A 17,882-nucleotide genomic window follows, 5' to 3' on the forward strand; every position below is an offset into this window, starting at 1 on the left:
CGGGCTCACATCCGCCGTGCCCTCAGATAGCGCTGGACGTCAGGGACCGAACGGATCCCGACGTAGACGGCGCCGAGTGCCAGCGCCGCCAGCAACCCTACCGTGGCCATTCCTATGATTCTCATGGCGGACTTTCCTTTCCATCCTGCCCCAGGGGTTCGAGCTCTTCCGGCGAATAGTAGAAGGACCTGCCGTAGCCCTCGTGGAGGTCTGCGGCCGGGTCCTGTTCGAGGACCAGGCCTACGTGGGTGCTGCCGTCCACATCGAAGTGGACGCTGGTGACGCGCCCCGTCTGCCCGGCGAAGAACAAGTCCTGGGCATCGGCGCGCCTGCTCGGATTCACCCTGACCCTGCTGCCGCGGGCCACCGGGACCCCGTTGATCAGGACGGCATCCATGTGCGGCTGGACCAGGGCTTCGGCTTCGGGTGTCCACCACGCGTTTTCCTCGCCGGCGACTCCGGTGATTCGGGTGGGTCCGGTGCCGGGAGGTTCCGGGATGGCCAGGGCATGGGGATTGCGCAGGATGCCGTGCAGCTGCTGCAGCTCCTCGGGGGACATGGCCTCGCACCGGTCGATGATGGCTGCCGCCCGTGGATCCGTTGCGCGGGCTTCGGCTTTTTCCTCCTCGGTCAGTGTCAGCACGCGCAGGGTGAGGATCTCGTCGATTTCCGTGGAGTCGTAAAGCGCCACCGAGCTTTCCGGGGCCACCGCCGGGTGGTCGTACAGGATGATCGGGGACACCAGCAACACGTCCGACTGCCCTTCCGGGCCAGCCAAAACCGGCCAGCACCGGTGCTGTTTGCAGGTTCCCGCCGCGGTCTGGGCTTCTGGTGGCGGCTCGAGCAGAGAAACAAAATCCGCGTCCTGGAGCCACAGCAGCAGATGCGTGCCAATGAAGGACCGGGCGATCGCATCCTGCCTGGTCCAGGCACCCGCAGTGCCTGACGCAGTGTTCGCAGCCCTATTAATTGCGCCGACGCGCAGTCTGACCAGAGCCCCACCGGCAGACGCAGCTTCCAGTCTCACTTCTCCCCGGAGCGGACGACGACGGCGGACCAGCTTCCCAGCCAGCCGCCCCGAGGCATCACGGAGTTCCTCGGCGTCCTCTCCGCCGGGAATCTCCACGGGCACCACCATTTCCCGCCCGCTGAGCCCGGCCACGGGGAACGGTCCCAGCGTGACTTCCCGCTCCACTGCCTCGTCCCAGCTCAGCCAGCGGGCGGCACCGACCGTGAGCTCATCCACCGCCGTGAACCCGCCGTCGTCGTCCATCCTCTCAGCGGACCGGCTCTGGAGCTGCAGGAAGCGCACATGGACTTCGACGGTAGCCTGCGGGCCGGGGGTGAGCAGGCAGTCCGCGAACATGTCCGGTTCTTCGCCGGTGCCGGCAGCGGCGGCGCCCGGCGGGCCGAGGATGCCGAACTGCCACCGGGCCTGGTTCTTCTGCGAGGACGCGCGGTACGGGTAGAGCAGGTAGCCCTCATAGAGGACGGCATCTGCCACGGCGCGGGCAAGGCTCAGACTCATGTTCATGGCACCGGGTCTCCTGACAGTGCCGGGGATACCGCGGCGGCATTCGCCAGCAGGCTTTCCACGGTGGCATCCCAGGAGGTCAGGCCCCGGGCCGCCTTGTAGTGCGACAGCGCAGCCAGCACGTCCCGGTCCAGCCTGAGCCACCCCGTGTTGGGAAAGTACTGGTCCATCAGCCGGTGCCAGGCGTCCACGGGAAGCCGGTAGGAGGCTTCGAGGTCCCAGGGCACCTGTTCCACACCGAAGCCGGTCTGACCTTTGGTGAAGACGGTGCCGGAGAACAGCAGTTCCAGCGGGACCAGTCCGTCACGCAGGGACTGCAGGTATTTGGCGGCGGAAACCTCGAAGTCAAAGGTGCAGGGCAGCGGGAGTCCCACCTCGGTTTCGCCGGTGAAACCCTGGACCATAGTGCTGCACTGCTGCCAAAGGAAGGACTTCAGGGTTGTGGGCCAGCGGCTGCGCTCGCCGAAGAGGTCCAGCAGGCCTGCTTCTTCCTCGGGCGTGTAGCCGCGGCGCTGGGGCAGGATCCGGACCTGGCACCGCAACGCGATGGCGTGTACCGCGGCACCGGTGGATTCGGTCACGCGCAGCTTCGCGGTGAGCTGGGGCGCCGCCGCGTACGGTTCGGGCTGGATGTCCAGGACCTCGAACGCCAGCGCAGTCACTGCAGGCTCCCGGACACGCGTCCATCGGTGTCCTCGCGTACCGGCTTGCTGCGGCTGCTGACCCGGTCGAAAAAAGCGGTGAGCTGGTCGCGGGCCTCCTGGCCGCCGTCGAACCCGCGCCACAGGCGCCGCAGGTGCCCCACGAGCTCGTAGCAGGCGTCCACGGGGACCAGATGGCAGTCTGCCTGCGGCCGGTCGTTGCCGGGTCCCCGGATCAGGAGCGCCTCCGTGTCAGGGGCCGCCACGGACAGGGCAGGATTCCGCGCCTTCACGGCATCCCAGGCGTCCAGGGGCAGCTCGGATTCGGTGGCGCCGGCAGGGCCGGGATAGAACGCAACCGTCCGCTCCATCCTGGAACTGCGGAAGAAGAACGCCAGCCCCACCGGAATCTCCAGCTCGTCCCACTGGCCCGGGCCAAGCTCAAAATCCGGGAAGGACAGGTACCGGTCCGGCACCGACCTGTACCTCAGGTGGGCGTCGCTGTCCGTGAAGAGCAGGTAGCACGGCCGGCAGGTGCACATCATGGCGTGGCTGTCCAGGTCCACCACGTGTTGGTGTTCGGCCGCGATGGGTTCCCCGCACATTTCGCAGCGCTCGCCGGCGGGAGCGGCCGGCGCGGTGGCGGCGATCCGGCGCAGCAAGGCGACCGGCAGGCCGGGCGCGTTCATCTCAGCCGCCCTTCCCTGCCGCAACCGGCACAGCCACGGACATCACGCCGCCGCGGACCAGCAGCGGGAGCGGGTCCAGATGCAGGCTCCGGTCCTCGAGGCAGGCGCCGGCCTGGCGGACGTCGAAGTGGCCTCGGCAGGTGGGGCAGCGCAACAGGCCTCCGCCTGATGGTGCGGCGAGGGCGCGCTGCAGGGCTGCGCCCGACATGGAACCGGTGCAGCGCGGGCAGTAGTCCCGGTAGGCGTAGACGTCCTGGCCGGTCCGGCAGGCAAGGACCGGGTAGCCACCCACCTGGAACCCGGCCACGTCGCCGGGTTCCAGATCGGCTATGCCGGGGACGGGCTCCCAGGATCCTTCCGGCTGGTCATGCCAGCCGTTGCCCGCTGCCCCACCGCCCGGGTCTGCGTGCTTCATCCGCACCAGCAGGGCGTCCACGGGGATCAGGGCCGGGGTGGCGGCGTGCTTTTCCGCTTCCACCACTTCTATGGCCGTGACCTCCGGGGCCGCCGTTTCAATCGCCTCTTCGACGGCGAACTTGAGGGTAACGGACGACGACGGGCAGCCTTGGCAGGTGCCGAGCAGCTTCAGCCGCACCACGCCCTCCGGGCTGATGCCCAGCAGTTCCACGTCCCCGCCATGGGAGCCCAGGTACGGCCGGACGCTGTCCAGGGCGCTGGCAACCCTCGTTTCCATCGACTCGGGATGCAGGCCGTGGATGATCAGCAGGCCAGACACCAGTTCGTCGGAGGCGAGCGCCGCCAGCGTCCCGTCGTCGAGCTTTCCCTGCTCGTCAAGGATTTCCAGGATACGTCCCAGCCCCGAGCCGTACATGTCGGTGACTTGCCGTACCAGGTCTTCGGCCCGGCCGCGCGCCACCGCACCGCCGGCTCCGAGGGCGTCAAGGAGCGTGCCTATCCGCTCGCCGGTCTGCAGCGGCCGGTCCCCGCCGTGCATGGCCTGTTACTCGCCGGTGAGGATCTGGGTGGGTGAGTGCAGCTTGTCCAGGGTCTGGCCGTCGCCCAGGTACATGTGGACACCGCACGGAAGGCACGGGTCAAAGCTCCGGACGGTCCGCATGATGTCGATGCCTTTGAAGTGCTCGCGGTCGTTCTCCTCGAAGATCGGCTGGCCCTGTACCGCGTCCTCGTAGGGGCCGGCGGTCCCGGACGAGTCCGTAGGGCTGGCGTTCCAGGGGGTGGGCGGGTAGGGATGGTAGTTGGCGATCTTGCCCTCCCGGATCACCATGTGGTGCGAGAGGACACCGCGGACCGCTTCGGTGAAGCCGCAACTGATGGCCTCATCCGGAACCGTGAAGGTCTCCCAGGTCTTGGTCCGGCCGGCCCGGATTTCCTCCAGTGCCTTCTCGGCGAAGTGCAGCGCCGCTGCGGCCGCGTAGGCCTGGAAGTAGGTGCGGGCCCGGTTGCGTTCCAGGGTGTTGCTCCACTGGGGGATGTTCCATTCAAAGGAGACCGGGCCCTTGAGCGCCGTCTTGGGGAGGTTAATCTGGACGCTCCTGCCGGTCGCCTTGATGTAGCCGATGTCCACCAGGCCGGCGAGCGCCGTGGCCCAGAGCCGTGCCAGGGGTCCTCCGCCGGTGTCCAGTGCCAGGTTGTCCTGGCCGTCGAACCAGCGCGGGGACATGACCCAGCTGTACTTCTCTTTGAGGTCCCTCTTCTGTGGCCTGGGGTTGGTGTGCTGGTTCCAGGGGTGGCGGCGGTCCACCGGGTTGCCCAGGGGATCGTGGGTCACGAACATCTCCTGGTCTTCCCAGTCCTCGTAGTAGGAGGAGCCAAGCATGATCCGGATGCCCAGGTTGATCCGCACCAGGTCGGTGGTGACCAGTTTGCCGTCCACCACCACGCCCGGGGTGACGAACATCTTCCGGCCCCACTGGGTCATGTCCTTGTATTCGAAGTTGCAGTAGTCGGGGTCCTGGAAGGAGCCCCAGCAGCCCAGCAGCGTCCGGCGCAGGCCTACCTGTTCGTAGCCCGGCAGCGCCTCGTAGAAGAAATCGAAAAGGTCGTTGTGCATGGGGACTACCTTTTTCATGAACTCTACATACCGCATGAGCCGGGTGATGTAGTCAGTCATGAGCTGGATGGTGGCCACCGTGCCAACGCCGCCCGGGTAGAGCGTGGACGGGTGCACGTGGCGGCCTTCCATCAGGCAGAACATCTCGCGGGTGGCGCGGCTGACCTGCAGCGCCTCGCGGTAGAACTCCCCGGTGAAGGGGTTCAGCGAGCGCATGATGTCCGCGATGGTCCGGTAGCCGTGCTCGCCTTCATGGGGGGCCCGGGTGTTCTCGGCCTTGGCCAGGACTCCGGGGTTGGTTTCGGACACCATCTTTTCGCAGTAGTCCACGCCAACCAGGTTTTCCTGGAAGATGTTGTGGTCGAACATGTACTCGGCCGCTTCGCCGAGGTTCACGATCCATTCGCCCAGGTTGGGCGGCTTCACGCCGTAGGCCATGTTCTGCGCATAGCAGGAGCAGGTGGCGTGGTTGTCGCCGCAGATCCCGCAGATGCGGCTCGTAATGAAATGGGCGTCCCGCGGATCCTTGCCCTTCATGAAGATGGAGTAGCCACGGAAAATCGAGGACGTGCTTTTGCACTCCACCACCTGTTTGTTCGCGAAATCGATCTTGGTGTAGATGCCCAGGCTACCGACAATCCTGGTGATGGGATCCCAGGCCATCTCCACCAGGTTGTTGTTGTCCGGCCCGCTCCCGGACGGCATTGGAATCGTTGAGGTCATGTTCTTCACCTGTCTGGAATGGGATGGTTACCAGGTGCGCTGTGCGCCGGTAAGGAGTTCGCGTCCGGGCCGGCGCCACTTGGGCTCCTGGTCCAGCGTGTGGGTGGTAATGCCGCGCAACGCCCTGATGGCGGCCCCGTACGGGCGGATGGTGCTGGTGGAGAGCTTGCCGCCGGGAGGCTCGTCCATAAACGGCATGAACTTGTCCGGGAAGCCCGGCATGGTGCAGCCGATGCAGATGCCGCCAACGTTCGGGCAGCCGCCGATTCCGTTCATCCAGCCACGCTTGGGAACGTTGCACTTGACCACCGGACCCCAGCAGCCCAGCTTGACGATGCACTTGGGGGAGCCGTACTCGGTGGCGAAGTCGCCCTGCTCGTAGTAGCCCGCCCGGTCACAGCCCTCGTGGACTGTTTTCCCGAACAGCCAGGTGGGCCGAAGCGCGTCGTCCAGGGGGATCATCGGGGCCTGGCCGGTGGCCTGGTACAGGAGGTAGGTCATGGTTTCCGAGAGGTTGTCCGGCTGGATGGGGCAGCCGGGCACGCAGACGATGGGGATGCCCGCCTTGGATTTCCAGTCGTAGCCCAGGTAGTCCGGGACGCCCATGGCGCCAGTGGGGTTACCCGCCATGGCATGGATGCCGCCGTACGTTGCGCAGGTGCCCGCGGCGATGATGGCCGTGGCTTTGGGTGCCAGCCTGTCCAGCCACTCGCTGGTGGTGATCGGCTGGCCGGTCTCGAGATCGTTGCCGAACCCGCACCAGTAGCCGCCGGCGTCGTGCAGTTTTTCGTTCGGGATGGATCCCTCCACCACCAGGACGAACGGCTCCAGCTCGCCGCGGTCCGCCTTGCGGAACCACTCGAGGAAGTCGTCCGCCCCTTCCTGGGGGCCGCACTCGAAGTCGATCAGGGGCCAGTGCATGGCGATGCGGGGCAGGCCGGGCAGTGCTCCGAGGGCGATCTCCTCCACGCTGGGCTGGGTTGCCGCGGTCAAGGCGACGGAATCGCCGTCGCAGCTCAGTCCGGCGTTGATCCACAGCACGTGGATCAGCGTTTCTTCGGCCTTGAGGGAAGTTTCGGTAGGCATCGTTGGCTCTTTCCGCGGCCCGCGGGGGGCTCAGTGTGCGTCTGTCAGGGACTCTTCCAGAGACCCTGTCAAAGACCCTGTCCGGGTCTCTGTCGGGGAAGTGCGGCCGTCCAGCCAGTCATACCAGGCGGCAAGGCCGTCGCCGGTAGTGGCCGAGAGGACCAGGAATTGCGCGTGGGCGTTGAGTTGACGGATGCGGTGCAGGCACTCGTCGACGTCGAAATCAACATAGGGGAGCAGGTCTGACTTGTTGATGATCACGAGGTCAGCTGCGATAAACATGTGCGGGTACTTCTGTGGTTTGTCATCACCTTCCGTCACTGAGACAACTACTACTTTGGCTGCTTCGCCCAGGTCGAAAAGGGCGGGGCAGACGAGATTTCCCACGTTCTCGATGAACACGGTTGAATCCATCGGGGGATCGAGCGCGTCGAGCCCCCGGCGGAGCATATCGGCGTCGAGGTGGCAACCCGCCCCCGTGTTGATCTGCACCGCGGGCCGGCCGGCGGCTCGGATGCGGTCGGCGTCGAGGGAGGTCTCCTGGTCACCTTCGATGACCCCGGCGCGCAGCCGGTCTCCCAGCTCCGTGAGGGTGCGGACCAGCAGGGTGGTCTTGCCGGCGCCTGGGGAGCTCATCATGTTGAGGGCCCGGACCTTCCGTCCCGCGAGCCAGCCACGGTTCCGTTCCGCGAGCAGGTCGTTTTTGGCCAGCAGGTTCTGCTCCATGGAGATGAGTTCCGGCGCGTGGTTGTGTCCTCCGCCGTGCGGGTCGGAGGGCGTGTGTTCGTGCGTGTGTTCGTGGCTGTGGTCGTCATGGGTGTGTTCGGGCCCGTCATGGGTGTGACCGTCGTGCGTGTGCCCGTGCCCATCTTCGTGGGAATGCCCATGCGCCTGCGCCGGTACTTCAAGGGAATACACCCTTGGGGTGGCGTCCTCGCTGCAGCCGCATGTTGCGCACATTGCCTACGCCACCTCCACCGAAACGAGCTTGAATTCGCGTCCGGTGACCACTTCGACGTCGGCGCTGCCGCACGGACACAGGAGGAACATGTCCGTCAGCGCGAAGTCGTTGCCGCACGTGCGGCACAGCCCGCGGCCCTGCGGCTCATCGATCCGTAGCCGCGCCCCGGCCAGGGTTGTTCCCGCCGAGGCAACATCAAAACAGAAACGGAGGGCATCCGGGAGTACACCTGACAGCGGCCCGATCCGAAGGTTGACGCCGGTGACTGCCCGGCCGCCTGTCCTGTCCAGAACCGCGTCTATGAGGCTTTGTACGATAGAGAGTTCGTGCATCGGAGGTGCCTCCTCCCTGTCAAGATAGGCCCGTCCCGGCCATAACGCAACCCAAATATTTGACAGCTGCGCACTCATCGAGTCAAGGCGTATAGTCGTCTCATTATTCTGCAAAGACGCGGAAGCCGGAGGCTCGGAAATGAAGCAACCGGAAGCTGAAAACATCAGGCAGCCGAGGGGACGGGCCGGCCGGTCCGGGACCGCGCTGACCGGCCGGGAACGGGCATCGATCGGTGGAATGGCGGCCGTTGTGCTGCTCCTGCATGCCGTGGGCTGGGGTGTGCTGCTGGCGGTTGTGGCACCGGAGAATCTTCCGGTGGGCTCGTCCGGTGTTTTCGGAGTTGGCCTGGGCGTCGCCGCCTACACGCTGGGGCTCCGCCATGCGTTCGACGCCGACCACATCGCCGCCATCGACAACACCACCCGGAAACTGGCGGGCGATAGCCAGCAGGGCAGCGGGCACCGGGGCAGCGGGCACAGCGGCGACGATGAGGCGCGGGCCGGGCACAGGCCCATGACTGTGGGCTTCTGGTTCTCCCTGGGCCATTCGAGCGTCGTTTTTGGCCTGTGTGCGTTGCTGGCGGCCGGAATCCGGAGCCTGTCGGATCAGGGCGGGGTGGTTTCGGGCGAAACGCAGGCTGGCCTGCAGATCTTCGGGACGGCAGTCTCGGGCGTCTTTTTGTACCTGATCGGTGTCCTTAACCTGGTGATCCTGCTGGAAGTGCTCCGCTCGGCGCGGCGGCTGCGGTCCAGTCAGGACAACGGCGCCGGACTGGGAAACCTTCCTGCCGCCGGTGGCCTGATGTCGCGGCTCTTCGGCCGGTTGACAGGACTGATCACCAGGCCTTGGCAGATGTACGGCGTCGGATTGTTGTTCGGGCTGGGGTTTGATACCGCGACTGAGGTCAGCCTGCTGATCCTGGCCGGCGGTGCCGCTGCTTCGGCACTGCCGTGGTACGCGATCCTCACGCTGCCGGTCCTCTTCGCGGCGGGCATGAGCCTGCTGGACTCGCTCGACGGCTGCTTCATGACGTTCGCCTACCGCTGGGCGCTTTCCAGGCCGGTCCGCAGGATCTATTACAACGTGGTGGTGACCGGACTATCCGTGGCAGTGGCGCTGGGCATCGGCTCGGTGCAGCTGATTTCCCTGCTGGTGGACAGCGCCGGGATCCGGTCCGGGCCGCTGGCTGTGATCGGCGGATTGGACCTGGCAGCCGTCGGATACACCACGGTGGCCCTGTTCATTTTCACGTGGCTCCTTGCCTTGGGCGTGTGGCGTTTCGGCCGTATCGAGGAGCGCTGGTCAGTGCCCGTCCCGGAGGGCGGCCCCAAGCAGCGGGACTAGCCGGACCAGACAGCGGTCGGGATAGGGTTGAAGGCATGCCTTCGTTCCAGACCCGCCTGAAAATAACCGGACTGAAACCTGGCAACCCGCCGGAAGCCGTGATGGCCGCGGCTGTCGGGGCATTGGAGACCCGTCACCATGTGGAATCCAACCAGATCGAACTTGCCGCCGGCGTCCCGCAGCTGAACCTCCGCTTCCTCGTGGAGGCGACCGAATACAGCGGTGAGAACCAGCAGGCGCGGGAATCGGCAGCGATGATGCGCGACGCCGTCGAACGCGTTGCGCTGACAGGCTCGCTGATGGTGCTCCGCCGCAACCGCGGCCGCTGGGCGCCTGTCTAACTCAATCGCCGGGGGCGGGCTCGTCCACGGGTGATCGGGTGCCGCGCCGGCGGGTGACAATGATGCCGACGACGGCGCCGATCACCAGGCCCAACACCACGCCGATCAGCGAACTCGCCCAGAAAGGCAGCTTGGTTGCCGATCCCGTGAAGTAGCCCAGGCCCACCAGCCAACTGGCCCAGAGGACGGCGCCGAGGGCAGCGCACAGGCTGAAACCCCTTGCCGAAACGTCGGCGATGCCGGAAGCTGCCGACGTCGCCAGCCGCCCGCCCGGGATGAAGCGGGCACCGATGATGGTCCCGTAGGTGGAGGAACGCCCGGCCTTGGCGATGCCCACATGGATGCCGTGGTGGACTTTGCGGCCCCAGCCCCAGCGGTCCAGGACATGGCTGAGCCGGCGTTTGAAGAGCTGGAACACCACCATGTCGCCGATCCAGGACGCCGCCGCGGACAGTGCCGCCACCAGGAAGACGTTGGCCCGGCCGTCGGCCGAGAGTGCGCCGCCGGTGATCACCACCATCTCTGACGGGATGGGCGGGAAGATGGCATCGCCGAGGACCGCGGGGATGATCCAGAAGTAGATCGCCGCCCCCCAGCTGTCGGCGTTGCCAAAGTCCATGGCCACAAAGTACCGCACTTTTGCGCGGCAGCACGGCTTGAGCCAGCCGGCGGCACGGACTTGCCCGGCGTTTGGTCCAGCGAGTGCTTCAGTACCCGGCGCCGATGTTCCGACGGCGTGGCCGTGGGGCTCCTCCGCGAACTTCCTTGGGAACGTGGCTGAGGTGCCGTGCGGCCAGGAAGTACCAGTACGGCCAGGCCACCCACGCGGTGGCGCCCAGGGCTATTCCGGCCCCACCGATGCCCCAGCGGATCCAGACCGGCGCCTGTTCGACGGCGGCCAGCGCGGCCAGGGGCAACGCCACCACCAAGGCGCCGCCAATGAACTGTCCCAGTTTTGCCAGGCTGCGGGGGTAGCCTCCGGATTTCAGCAGGGACCGGTGGGCCAGCAGGAACCAGCCGGCCTGGACCACCATCGCCCCCACGCTGACCCCGGTGGATGCGTTGAAATCGAGCTTCTTCGCGACGAGCAGGAACGAGCTTGCCGATCCTGCGCTGCTTGCTGCGATCACCAGCCATTTGGCTGCCTCGGAGCCGGGCGTCCGGTTCAGGCGCCGGTGGACCTGGACGATCACCGGAATGATCGCCAGGTTGAACACGCCGCCGGTGGCGTCGTTGATGGTGCCGAAGATGAAGGGGCCGTTCTTAGGGACCTCGATGGCGTACATGGCGCCGAGCGTTGCTACGCCCACGACGCCAAGGCCCGCCGCCGCGTAGGCAAATTTGGCCGCTGTGCGGTCCCCGGGGATTTCGATAAGCGTGTCCATGGGTTCTCCTCACCTGTGCGCGAACCCTTCTCACAGGATATTCCTGCTCCGGCCTGTCATCCAGAGGGTTCCGGTGGGACACTTTCCGCATGCGGATCACCATCCTCCAAGGCGATATCACCACCCGCACCGTGGACGCGATCGTGAACGCGGCCAACTCCACCTTGCTGGGCGGCGGAGGCGTGGACGGGGCAATCCACCGTGCTGCCGGGCCGGAACTGCTGGCCGTCTGCCGCGAACTCCGCGAAACGGTCCTGCCGCACGGGCTGGCGCCGGGAGCCGCCGTCGCCACTCCCGGATTCCGGCTCCCGGCGCGCTGGCTCATCCACACCGTAGGGCCCAACCGGCACGCCGGGCAGACCAACCCGGCACTGTTGGTTTCGTGCTTCAGCGAAAGCCTGCGGCTGGCGGATTCGCTGGGCGCGGCTTCTATCGCCTTCCCCGCGGTGGGCGGGGGAGTCTACGGCTGGCACGGCCGTCAGGTGGCGGAGGCCGCGTACGACGCCGTCACAGGGTTTGGTGCCTCACATCCGGCCAGCGCGCTCGAGTTGGTGGAGTTTGTGCTGTTCAGCCCCGAGATGGAGCAGGCCTTCAAGACCGTGTTTGAGCATCCTCGCTGAGGTGGAGCCCGCTGCGATACTCCACGGGCTTTTTGCTGATGGGGTCCACGAAGCGGATGCCGCGGGCCAGAAGCTGCAGCGGTTTGGAGTAGTCGTCCGGAGCCTTGTCCAGCAGGTCCGGGTAAAACGCGTCGTTCACGATGCCCAGGCCCAGCGAGGCCATGTGCACCCTCAGCTGGTGCGTCTTTCCGGAGTGGGGCTCCAGCCGGTACCGCGCCAAGCGGGCTGAGTGGGTTTCGGCGATGTCGGCGCCAGCTGCACTGGTGCCCGGCGCGCGGGTGCCAGCGGCGCCCACTGAAGCGCCGACGTCGAACGTTTCCAGCCGTTCAATCCGGGTCTCCGCGTTCGGTTCGCCTCCGATCACTTCGGCCAGCAGGTAGCTGCGCGACTTGGTCATCCGGTTCCGGACCACCACGGGGAAGTCAACGGCGGGGTGTCCGGCGGCGGGCTCCGCGGCGGACACGCACTCGTATTCCTTCTGCACCTGCCGCTTCTCGAAGAGCACCTGGTAATTTCCGCGGGTTTCCGGGTTGGTGGACAGCAGCAGCACGCCGGCGGTCATCCGGTCCAGGCGGTGCATGGGGATCAGGTCCGGCAGGTTGAGCTGGTTCCGGAGCCGGACGAGGGCCGATTCCTGGATGTAGGTGCCGCCGGGGGTGGTGGGCAGGAAGTGCGGCTTGTCCACCACGAGGAGGTGGTCGTCCTGGTGCAGGATGGCCAGCTCCACCGGGATGCGGGTCTCCGGCGGCAGTGTGCGGTAGTACCAGATGAATGTGTGGTCCTCGAGCCTGGTGGCCCGGTCCAGGGCGATGCCGCCCTCGCCCACGATATCGCCGGCGTCGAACCTGTCCTCGATGCCCTGCGGATCAATGTGGCCCCAGCGGTGCATCATGTAGTCCATCGCGGTGGACCACGGCCCCTCGTCCGGGAGGCGCAGGCGGGTGGCATTGACGCCGTCGCGCACGGGGAGGGGGGATTGCATCACGGGTCCATTCTACTTTGCCGGCTCCATTGGCTCCGCCCCGCGCCCGTTTAGACGGTTCCGTGCTCACTCGACGTCCAGCAGCATCGATCCGGCAGGGAACCGTCTAAACGGAACGCCGACAGAAAAAAAGTTCTTGACAATAAAAGTTGTCGGTAGGCATGATGGAAGCATGTTGGACATCGAAGTGATCGAGGACCCGGCCGCGGCGGAAGCTTCGCTGGACCCGATCCGCACGCGCATCCTCCAGGAGTTGGCAGAGCCCGGGTCGGCCACGCAGCTTGCAGCCAAGGTTGGCCTGCCGCGGCAGAAGGTCAACTACCACCTCAAAACCCTCGAGCGGCACGGGCTGGTGGAACTCGTGGAGGAGCGGCGCAAGGGGAACGTCACCGAGCGCATCCTCCAGGCGACGGCGGCCTCGTACCTGATTTCGCCGGTGGCCCTCGCGTCGGTGGCGCCGGACCCGCACCGCTTCTCGGACCGCTTTTCGGCGTTCTGGCTGCTGGCCCTCGCCGGCCGGATGGTCCAGGAAGTCGGCAAGCTGATCGCCGGCGCCGCTGCGGCCAGGCAGAAACTGGCCACGTTCGCCATCGACGGCGAAATCATATTCCGCACGGCAGCGGACCGTGCCGCGTTTGCCGAGGAGCTCGGCGTTGCCGTGACCCGCCTGGTGGACAAATATCACGACGGCGGCAGCGTCGCCGACGCGGGCGGCACCCCGGCGGGCGGCTCTCCCCCAAGTGGCACTTCATCGAGTGGCGGACGAAAACACCGGCTCGTCGTCGCCCTTCACCCCATGCTCAAAACCCCAACCAAACCCCTTTCAGCGAAGGAGCAGGACAATGACTGACAACCGTGAATTTGAGATCGTCTACAACACCGAACTGCCCGGCACGCCCGAGCGCGTCTGGGAAGCCGTGACGAGTGGAACGCCGGCGTGGATGTTCCCACGGACCAGTGGCCGGACGTCAAGACCGTGCAGGAGCACCCCACGCACCTCGTCTCCCGGATGGACAGGCCGGATGGCTGGTTCAACCAGCTGGAGCACGTCCTGGAACCGCTCGACGGCGGCCGCGCCCGGCTGCACTATGTCCACAGCGGGATATTCGCCGACAACTGGGACGAGCAGTACGACGGCGCGAGCAAGCACACTGCGTTCTACCTGCACACGCTGGCCCAGTACCTGCAGCATTTCGACGGTAAGCCGGTGGTGTTCACGGACATCCAGTCACCGGCAGCATCGCAGACCCCGGACGGATTTGAACGCCTGAAGAAGGCGCTGGGCATGGACTCTGCCGAGCAGGGTTCCGCTGTTGAGCTGGAGCTCGACGGCGTGGGGCGGCTGTCCGGGGAAGTGGACTTCTCCAGCGAGCACTTTCTGGGCCTGCGGACGTCGGATGCGATGTACCGGTTCTTCGGCCGCAACGCCTTTGGCGCTCCGGTGGGCATGACCGTGCACGACTTCAGCGGCAGCGGCGACTCTTCAGCGACCGCCGAGGCTTGGGGCAGCTTCCTCGAAAAGGTCTACGCGTAGGGTCCTGAGGCCGGCAACGTTCTCGACTCGCAAAATACCTGACGCGGTGGTATTCCACGTGCGCCAGGTATTCTGCGTGTCGAGGGTGAATCAGCGCCTCGGGAATCCAAGCGGAGGGTAGCCTCAGGCGGCCCAACCGCGCGCGACGGCGTCGAGGGCAGCGCTGTAGGCTGCAGCCCAGTTTGCGTCCGGCGGGCCCACCTGTGCCAGTTCCAGGCTCACCAGGCCGTGGACCTGGCCCCAGATTGCGACGGCGACCATTTCCACGGGTGCCTGCAGTACAGTGCCCGCGGACTGGGCGGAAGTCACTGCTTGCATCAGGGGCTCCATGGCATCGGCGGCAGCTTCGGGGCTTGGCTGGCAATCGACGTAGGCGGCCAGCGCGCCACCGAACATCAGCCGGTAGAGCGCCCGATGCTCCAGCGCCCAGGTGCGGTAGGCCGCGCCGAGTCCACGAAGCCCGCCCGGGGCCGCGGCCACCTGTGAGTCGCGGAAAGACCGGAACCCGTCGTCCACGACGGCGGTCAGCAGCTGGGATTTTCCGCCGAACAGCGAGTAGACGGCCGTGGTGGACGTTCGGGCAGCTGCTGCCACATCCCGCAGATTCACGCGTGCGGGACCGTCGCGGTCCACCAAGTCAGCCGTGACGGCCAGCAGGTCCTGCCTGAGGGAATCGTTATGCACAACGGGTCTTGCCATGGAGTCCATTGTTTCATAACATTGTTTCGTAACCGTGTTATAAAACAAGGTTATGAAACCGCGAACCGAAGGAGTTCCCATGGCGCAGAAGGTATTTCCGGGACGGTACACTGCTGACCCGGGCCGCGAATCGGTGACTGTCTTTCTGATCGGCATGCGGGCGAACCGATGGTGGAAGGTCGGGACCGTAGGCAAGGTGGCTGCCGCCATGCCGCGGATGCTCCAGCACCTGGCCGCCGACCCCGCGGCAGGAATGCTCGGATATGAGCAGTGGTTCGGGCGCACTACTGTGTTGCTTAGCTACTGGGAGAGCCCCGAGCACCTGCGGAAGTTCGCCGCGGACCGGGAGTCCCCGCACCTGGAACCGTGGCGCCGATTTATGAAGGAACTCTCCGGGACAGGGGACGTCGGCGTCTGGCATGAGACGTACCAGGTGCCGGCCGGCGGGATCGAGGTTGTCTACAACGGGATGCCGGAGTTCGGGCTGGCCAAGGCCACGGCGCATGTCCCCGTGGGGGCCGGGAGCAACACCGCAAAACAGCGGATGGGCCGGGCTGCAGGGCGGGGTCCCGGCGCCGCTTGATCCCGAAGGGCATCGTGTCCCGAAGGCGCCGGCGCCCAGTAATGGCGGTGTACACGCCCGTGGCGCTGACGGTACAAGCGGGCGCTCGGTGCGCCCGCTTGTCATGCGATAGCCAGGGCCGGCGCGTTCTTCAGGATCCGGCGGAGCTGCGGGGCAGCGTCGAGCCGGTCCTGGGCTGAGCGCAGGGCCAGGACAGCGGTCTCCAGCTGCTCCGGTGGCAGGGTGAAAGGCACCCGGAGGTAGCGTTCGAACGCGCCGCCGATGCCGAAGCGAGGCCCAGCGGCCAGCCGGATGCCAAAATCCGGAGCGATCACCGTCAGCGCAGTGCTGACCGGCGCGGGCAGCCTGCACCAGACGGACAGGCCGCCGGCCGGGCGTCCCGTTTCCCAATCCGGGAGGTGTCCGGCAAGGAGTTCCAGAAGCGCGGCGCGGTTGTCCCGGAGGGCGCTGAGCCGTGCGGGAAGCGGCTCGTCGAGGGCGCGGACCAGGTGTGCCGCCGCCAACTGTTCCATGACCGGTCCGCCCAGGTCCAGTGACGTCCGTGCCGCCGCAAACCGCTGGATCATGGTTTCGGAGGCTCGGATCCAGCCCGTACGAAGGCCGCCCCAGTGGGATTTGCTGAGCGAGCCGATGGTGACCACGGCGGGACTGAAGGCTGCCACGGGACTGGTTTCGGCGCCGTCGAGGTTCAGCTCGCGGAGGGTCTCGTCAACCACCAGGACCGTCCCCGCCGCCGCGGCCGCCCGGACCAGCTGGCGGCGCTGGACGTCGGGCATCAGCTGCCCGGTGGGGTTGTGGAAGTCCGGCACCACGTACGCCATCGTGGGACGCTGCTGCGTCATCGTTGCCTGCAGTGCGTGCATGTCCCACGCCAAGGCGGGCGGACCGCCGTCGGCCCTGTCAGTGTCTGCGTCATGGGCGGCGGTGAACGCCACCGGAATGGCCCGGCAACCGGCCGCGCGGATGGCATCGAGGGCGTTCGGGTAGCTGGGGTGTTCCACCAGCACCCTGTCCTGCCGCCCCGCCACGGCGCGGATGATGATGTTCAGGGCGTGCTGCGCGCCCGATGTCACCAGGATCTGTTCGGCAGTGGTCGGCACGCCGGCAGCTGCGTAGCGCGCGGCCACCGCCTCGCGCAGGGGGAGCAGCCCCATGGCGTCGTATCCGAATCCCGGCAGCAGTGCGGGAAGCTCAGTGAGGGCTGCCGCGAACGCACGATGTACCACCTCACCGCTGGCGGGCAGCGATGCGTACGCGAGATCGATCAGCCCCTCCGGTGCCGCGAGCCCGGGAGATGTTGTTCCGGGCGTCCGCCCCGTGGTTGTAAGGCCCGGGTCCGTGAACACCGTGGTACCCGGCGGCGTCAGACGCGGAATCCGGGTCCGGCCCCTGCTGCCTTGCCCGCTGCTGAGGAAACCCTGCTCGCGGAGGTGCCCGTAGGCGGCTGTCACGGTGGTGCGGCTGACGCCCAGCGACTCAGACAGTGTCCGCTCGCTGGGCAGTGCCGTGTCCAGGGCCACCCGGCCGTCCAGGACCAGGAGGCGGACGATGTCGGCAAGTTCGCGGTAGGCGGGCCCGACGCCGAGGTTCCACTCGCCCAGGAGACGTGCCAGGGCGGACGGGTTCAGCGAAGGGGACATAATGCCAGTATCTCAGACTGGCTATGTAATTCAATGCCAGTTTTCTGTCAGAGTTGTCGTTATGTTGACGCGCAGACTCCTCCAGCTCTTTATCGGCCTCGCCATGTATGGCATCTCCCTGGCCATGTTCATCCGTGCCGGACTTGGACTGGATCCGTGGGACGTGTTCCATCAGGGAGTGGCAGGCAGGACGGGGCTGAGCATTGGAGTGGTGGTCATCATTGTGAGTTTCCTGGTGCTCCTGCTCTGGATCCCGCTCCGGCAGTGGCCGGGGTTCGGCACGCTCTGCAACGCCGTGCTGGTGGGCGTTTTCGCGGACATCGGCCTGGCCTTGATCCCCGCCTTCTCGCATCTGGGCGGCCAGATCGGCATGCTCGCAGGTGCCGTGCTGCTGAACGGTATCGCGTCCGCCTGCTACATCGGCGCTCGGTTCGGTCCGGGCGCCAGGGATGGCCTGATGACCGGGCTGGCGCGGCGCACCGGCTGGTCCGTGCGGGTCGCGCGCACCCTGATCGAAGTGGTGGTGTTGGGAGTCGGCTGGCTGCTGGGCGGTTCCGTGGGGGTGGGCACGGTGGTCTACGCCCTCGCCATCGGGCCCTTGCTCCAGCTGTTGATGCCGTGGTTCATGGTGCCCGCAGCGCTTCCACGCGAAACTGCAGTCCTCGAACCGGCCGCTGGCGAGTTGGACGCTGGCGAGTTGGACGCTGGCGAGCCGGTCGGCGTCGAACCCGTGGCCAGGACTTCCTAGGACAGGA

At 66.7% G+C, this 17,882-nt stretch carries 20 protein-coding genes and 1 pseudogene; 7 read left to right on the forward strand and 14 right to left on the reverse strand.

The annotated features are described in order from the left end of the window. Positions 1-5: 5 nt before the first annotated feature. The 9 genes from ACQCSW_RS03985 to ACQCSW_RS04025 are packed head-to-tail and all read right to left on the reverse strand — an operon-like array spanning position 6 to position 7,998. Positions 6-125: a DUF6893 family small protein gene (locus tag ACQCSW_RS03985; protein ID WP_426989606.1), complete on the reverse strand. Its 120-nt coding sequence runs from the start codon at positions 123-125 to the stop codon at positions 6-8. Beyond that, on the reverse strand, positions 122-1,534 hold the full coding sequence (locus tag ACQCSW_RS03990) for a hypothetical protein (protein WP_426989607.1): 1,413 nt from the start codon (positions 1,532-1,534) through the stop codon (positions 122-124). The genes ACQCSW_RS03985 and ACQCSW_RS03990 overlap by 4 nt, the downstream gene beginning before the upstream one ends. Continuing rightward, complete coding sequence (locus ACQCSW_RS03995; RefSeq protein WP_111907218.1) at positions 1,531-2,196, reverse strand: DUF6084 family protein; 666 nt, start codon at positions 2,194-2,196, stop codon at positions 1,531-1,533. Before ACQCSW_RS03995 ends, ACQCSW_RS03990 begins: the two co-directional genes overlap by 4 nt. Beyond that, on the reverse strand, positions 2,193-2,864 hold the full coding sequence (locus ACQCSW_RS04000) for a DUF5947 family protein (RefSeq protein WP_426989608.1): 672 nt from the start codon (positions 2,862-2,864) through the stop codon (positions 2,193-2,195). Before ACQCSW_RS04000 ends, ACQCSW_RS03995 begins: the two co-directional genes overlap by 4 nt. Before the next feature lies 1 nt (position 2,865). Next, the gene (locus ACQCSW_RS04005) at positions 2,866-3,819 is read right to left on the reverse strand and encodes a NifU family protein (protein ID WP_426989609.1); all 954 of its coding nucleotides are present in this window, start codon (positions 3,817-3,819) and stop codon (positions 2,866-2,868) included. A gap of 6 nt (positions 3,820-3,825) precedes the next feature. Then, positions 3,826-5,619, reverse strand: coding sequence for a nickel-dependent hydrogenase large subunit (locus tag ACQCSW_RS04010; protein ID WP_426989610.1), 1,794 nt, complete (start codon positions 5,617-5,619; stop codon positions 3,826-3,828). Between the two features lie 27 nt (positions 5,620-5,646). Next, a complete protein-coding gene (locus tag ACQCSW_RS04015) occupies positions 5,647-6,705 on the reverse strand; it encodes a hydrogenase expression protein HypE (RefSeq protein WP_111907222.1) in 1,059 nt (352 codons plus the stop codon). Positions 6,706-6,735: 30 nt separating this feature from the next. Next, positions 6,736-7,665, reverse strand: a complete 930-nt coding sequence (hypB, locus tag ACQCSW_RS04020) for a hydrogenase nickel incorporation protein HypB (protein WP_426989611.1) — start codon at positions 7,663-7,665, stop codon at positions 6,736-6,738. Between the two features lie 3 nt (positions 7,666-7,668). Continuing rightward, positions 7,669-7,998: a hydrogenase maturation nickel metallochaperone HypA gene (locus tag ACQCSW_RS04025; RefSeq protein WP_354251520.1), complete on the reverse strand. Its 330-nt coding sequence runs from the start codon at positions 7,996-7,998 to the stop codon at positions 7,669-7,671. Positions 7,999-8,137: 139 nt separating this feature from the next. Here ACQCSW_RS04025 and ACQCSW_RS04030 point away from each other — a divergent pair, with 139 nt between their 5' ends. Next, positions 8,138-9,343 carry a HoxN/HupN/NixA family nickel/cobalt transporter gene (locus ACQCSW_RS04030; protein ID WP_426989612.1) on the forward strand — a complete coding sequence of 402 codons (1,206 nt, stop codon included), beginning with the start codon at positions 8,138-8,140 and terminating at the stop codon, positions 9,341-9,343. A gap of 35 nt (positions 9,344-9,378) precedes the next feature. Beyond that, complete coding sequence (locus ACQCSW_RS04035) at positions 9,379-9,684, forward strand: hypothetical protein (RefSeq protein WP_426989613.1); 306 nt, start codon at positions 9,379-9,381, stop codon at positions 9,682-9,684. 1 nt (position 9,685) lies between these two features. On the opposite strand, the gene ACQCSW_RS04040 is transcribed toward ACQCSW_RS04035, so the two are convergent. Together ACQCSW_RS04040 and ACQCSW_RS04045 are read right to left on the reverse strand one after the other, a co-directional pair. Next, positions 9,686-10,303, reverse strand: a complete 618-nt coding sequence (locus ACQCSW_RS04040; RefSeq protein WP_426989614.1) for a DedA family protein — start codon at positions 10,301-10,303, stop codon at positions 9,686-9,688. An 88-nt stretch (positions 10,304-10,391) separates the two neighbouring features. Next, entirely contained in the window at positions 10,392-11,069 is a 678-nt protein-coding gene (locus tag ACQCSW_RS04045) for a hypothetical protein (RefSeq protein ID WP_426989615.1), read from the reverse strand. Positions 11,070-11,158: 89 nt separating this feature from the next. On the opposite strand from ACQCSW_RS04045, the gene ACQCSW_RS04050 reads away from it, so the two are divergent. After that, a complete protein-coding gene (locus ACQCSW_RS04050; protein WP_426989616.1) occupies positions 11,159-11,689 on the forward strand; it encodes an O-acetyl-ADP-ribose deacetylase in 531 nt (176 codons plus the stop codon). Here ACQCSW_RS04050 and ACQCSW_RS04055 read toward each other — a convergent pair. Beyond that, the gene (locus ACQCSW_RS04055; protein ID WP_426990615.1) at positions 11,661-12,671 is read right to left on the reverse strand and encodes an RluA family pseudouridine synthase; all 1,011 of its coding nucleotides are present in this window, start codon (positions 12,669-12,671) and stop codon (positions 11,661-11,663) included. The genes ACQCSW_RS04050 and ACQCSW_RS04055 overlap by 29 nt on opposite strands. 172 nt (positions 12,672-12,843) lie before the next feature. Here ACQCSW_RS04055 and ACQCSW_RS04060 point away from each other — a divergent pair, with 172 nt between their 5' ends. Together ACQCSW_RS04060 and ACQCSW_RS04065 are read left to right on the forward strand one after the other, a co-directional pair. Beyond that, on the forward strand, positions 12,844-13,521 hold the full coding sequence (locus tag ACQCSW_RS04060; RefSeq protein WP_426989617.1) for a helix-turn-helix domain-containing protein: 678 nt from the start codon (positions 12,844-12,846) through the stop codon (positions 13,519-13,521). Beyond that, positions 13,514-14,205: pseudogene (locus tag ACQCSW_RS04065) on the forward strand (SRPBCC family protein). The gene ACQCSW_RS04060 and the pseudogene ACQCSW_RS04065 overlap by 8 nt, the downstream one beginning before the upstream one ends. Positions 14,206-14,328: 123 nt before the next feature. On the opposite strand, the gene ACQCSW_RS04070 reads toward ACQCSW_RS04065, so the two are convergent. Then, positions 14,329-14,904: a TetR-like C-terminal domain-containing protein gene (locus ACQCSW_RS04070; protein WP_426989618.1), complete on the reverse strand. Its 576-nt coding sequence runs from the start codon at positions 14,902-14,904 to the stop codon at positions 14,329-14,331. Positions 14,905-14,983: 79 nt separating this feature from the next. Between ACQCSW_RS04070 and ACQCSW_RS04075 the strand changes: the two genes are divergently transcribed. Beyond that, entirely contained in the window at positions 14,984-15,487 is a 504-nt protein-coding gene (locus ACQCSW_RS04075) for a DUF4188 domain-containing protein (RefSeq protein WP_426989619.1), read from the forward strand. 101 nt (positions 15,488-15,588) lie between these two features. Here ACQCSW_RS04075 and ACQCSW_RS04080 read toward each other — a convergent pair whose 3' ends face one another. Continuing rightward, the gene (locus tag ACQCSW_RS04080) at positions 15,589-17,127 is read right to left on the reverse strand and encodes a PLP-dependent aminotransferase family protein (RefSeq protein WP_426989620.1); all 1,539 of its coding nucleotides are present in this window, start codon (positions 17,125-17,127) and stop codon (positions 15,589-15,591) included. A 61-nt stretch (positions 17,128-17,188) separates the two neighbouring features. On the opposite strand from ACQCSW_RS04080, the gene ACQCSW_RS04085 reads away from it, so the two are divergent. Further along, complete coding sequence (locus tag ACQCSW_RS04085; protein ID WP_426989621.1) at positions 17,189-17,875, forward strand: YczE/YyaS/YitT family protein; 687 nt, start codon at positions 17,189-17,191, stop codon at positions 17,873-17,875. Positions 17,876-17,882: the final 7 nt, after the last annotated feature.

Source organism: Pseudarthrobacter sp. Y6, from assembly GCF_050156205.1.
Classification (GTDB): Bacteria; Actinomycetota; Actinomycetes; order Actinomycetales; family Micrococcaceae; genus Arthrobacter.

Excerpts from the sequence above, each read along its gene's own strand:
- ACQCSW_RS03985 (WP_426989606.1), bottom strand. The coding sequence starts at position 125 with ATGAGAATCATAGGAATGGCCACGGTAGGGTTGCTGGCGGCGCTGGCA.
- ACQCSW_RS04085 (WP_426989621.1), top strand. The coding sequence starts at position 17,189 with ATGTTGACGCGCAGACTCCTCCAGCTCTTTATCGGCCTCGCCATGTAT.
- ACQCSW_RS04040 (WP_426989614.1), bottom strand. The coding sequence starts at position 10,303 with ATGGACTTTGGCAACGCCGACAGCTGGGGGGCGGCGATCTACTTCTGG.
- ACQCSW_RS03990 (WP_426989607.1), bottom strand. The coding sequence starts at position 1,534 with ATGAACATGAGTCTGAGCCTTGCCCGCGCCGTGGCAGATGCCGTCCTC.
- ACQCSW_RS04080 (WP_426989620.1), bottom strand. The coding sequence starts at position 17,127 with ATGTCCCCTTCGCTGAACCCGTCCGCCCTGGCACGTCTCCTGGGCGAG.
- hypB (WP_426989611.1), bottom strand. The coding sequence starts at position 7,665 with ATGTGCGCAACATGCGGCTGCAGCGAGGACGCCACCCCAAGGGTGTAT.
- ACQCSW_RS04075 (WP_426989619.1), top strand. The coding sequence starts at position 14,984 with ATGGCGCAGAAGGTATTTCCGGGACGGTACACTGCTGACCCGGGCCGC.
- ACQCSW_RS04010 (WP_426989610.1), bottom strand. The coding sequence starts at position 5,619 with ATGACCTCAACGATTCCAATGCCGTCCGGGAGCGGGCCGGACAACAAC.
- ACQCSW_RS04055 (WP_426990615.1), bottom strand. The coding sequence starts at position 12,671 with ATGCAATCCCCCCTCCCCGTGCGCGACGGCGTCAATGCCACCCGCCTG.
- ACQCSW_RS04005 (WP_426989609.1), bottom strand. The coding sequence starts at position 3,819 with ATGCACGGCGGGGACCGGCCGCTGCAGACCGGCGAGCGGATAGGCACG.
- ACQCSW_RS04015 (WP_111907222.1), bottom strand. The coding sequence starts at position 6,705 with ATGCCTACCGAAACTTCCCTCAAGGCCGAAGAAACGCTGATCCACGTG.
- ACQCSW_RS04045 (WP_426989615.1), bottom strand. The coding sequence starts at position 11,069 with ATGGACACGCTTATCGAAATCCCCGGGGACCGCACAGCGGCCAAATTT.
- ACQCSW_RS04035 (WP_426989613.1), top strand. The coding sequence starts at position 9,379 with ATGCCTTCGTTCCAGACCCGCCTGAAAATAACCGGACTGAAACCTGGC.
- ACQCSW_RS04060 (WP_426989617.1), top strand. The coding sequence starts at position 12,844 with ATGTTGGACATCGAAGTGATCGAGGACCCGGCCGCGGCGGAAGCTTCG.
- ACQCSW_RS04000 (WP_426989608.1), bottom strand. The coding sequence starts at position 2,864 with ATGAACGCGCCCGGCCTGCCGGTCGCCTTGCTGCGCCGGATCGCCGCC.
- ACQCSW_RS04030 (WP_426989612.1), top strand. The coding sequence starts at position 8,138 with ATGAAGCAACCGGAAGCTGAAAACATCAGGCAGCCGAGGGGACGGGCC.
- ACQCSW_RS04070 (WP_426989618.1), bottom strand. The coding sequence starts at position 14,904 with ATGGCAAGACCCGTTGTGCATAACGATTCCCTCAGGCAGGACCTGCTG.
- ACQCSW_RS04050 (WP_426989616.1), top strand. The coding sequence starts at position 11,159 with ATGCGGATCACCATCCTCCAAGGCGATATCACCACCCGCACCGTGGAC.
- ACQCSW_RS04025 (WP_354251520.1), bottom strand. The coding sequence starts at position 7,998 with ATGCACGAACTCTCTATCGTACAAAGCCTCATAGACGCGGTTCTGGAC.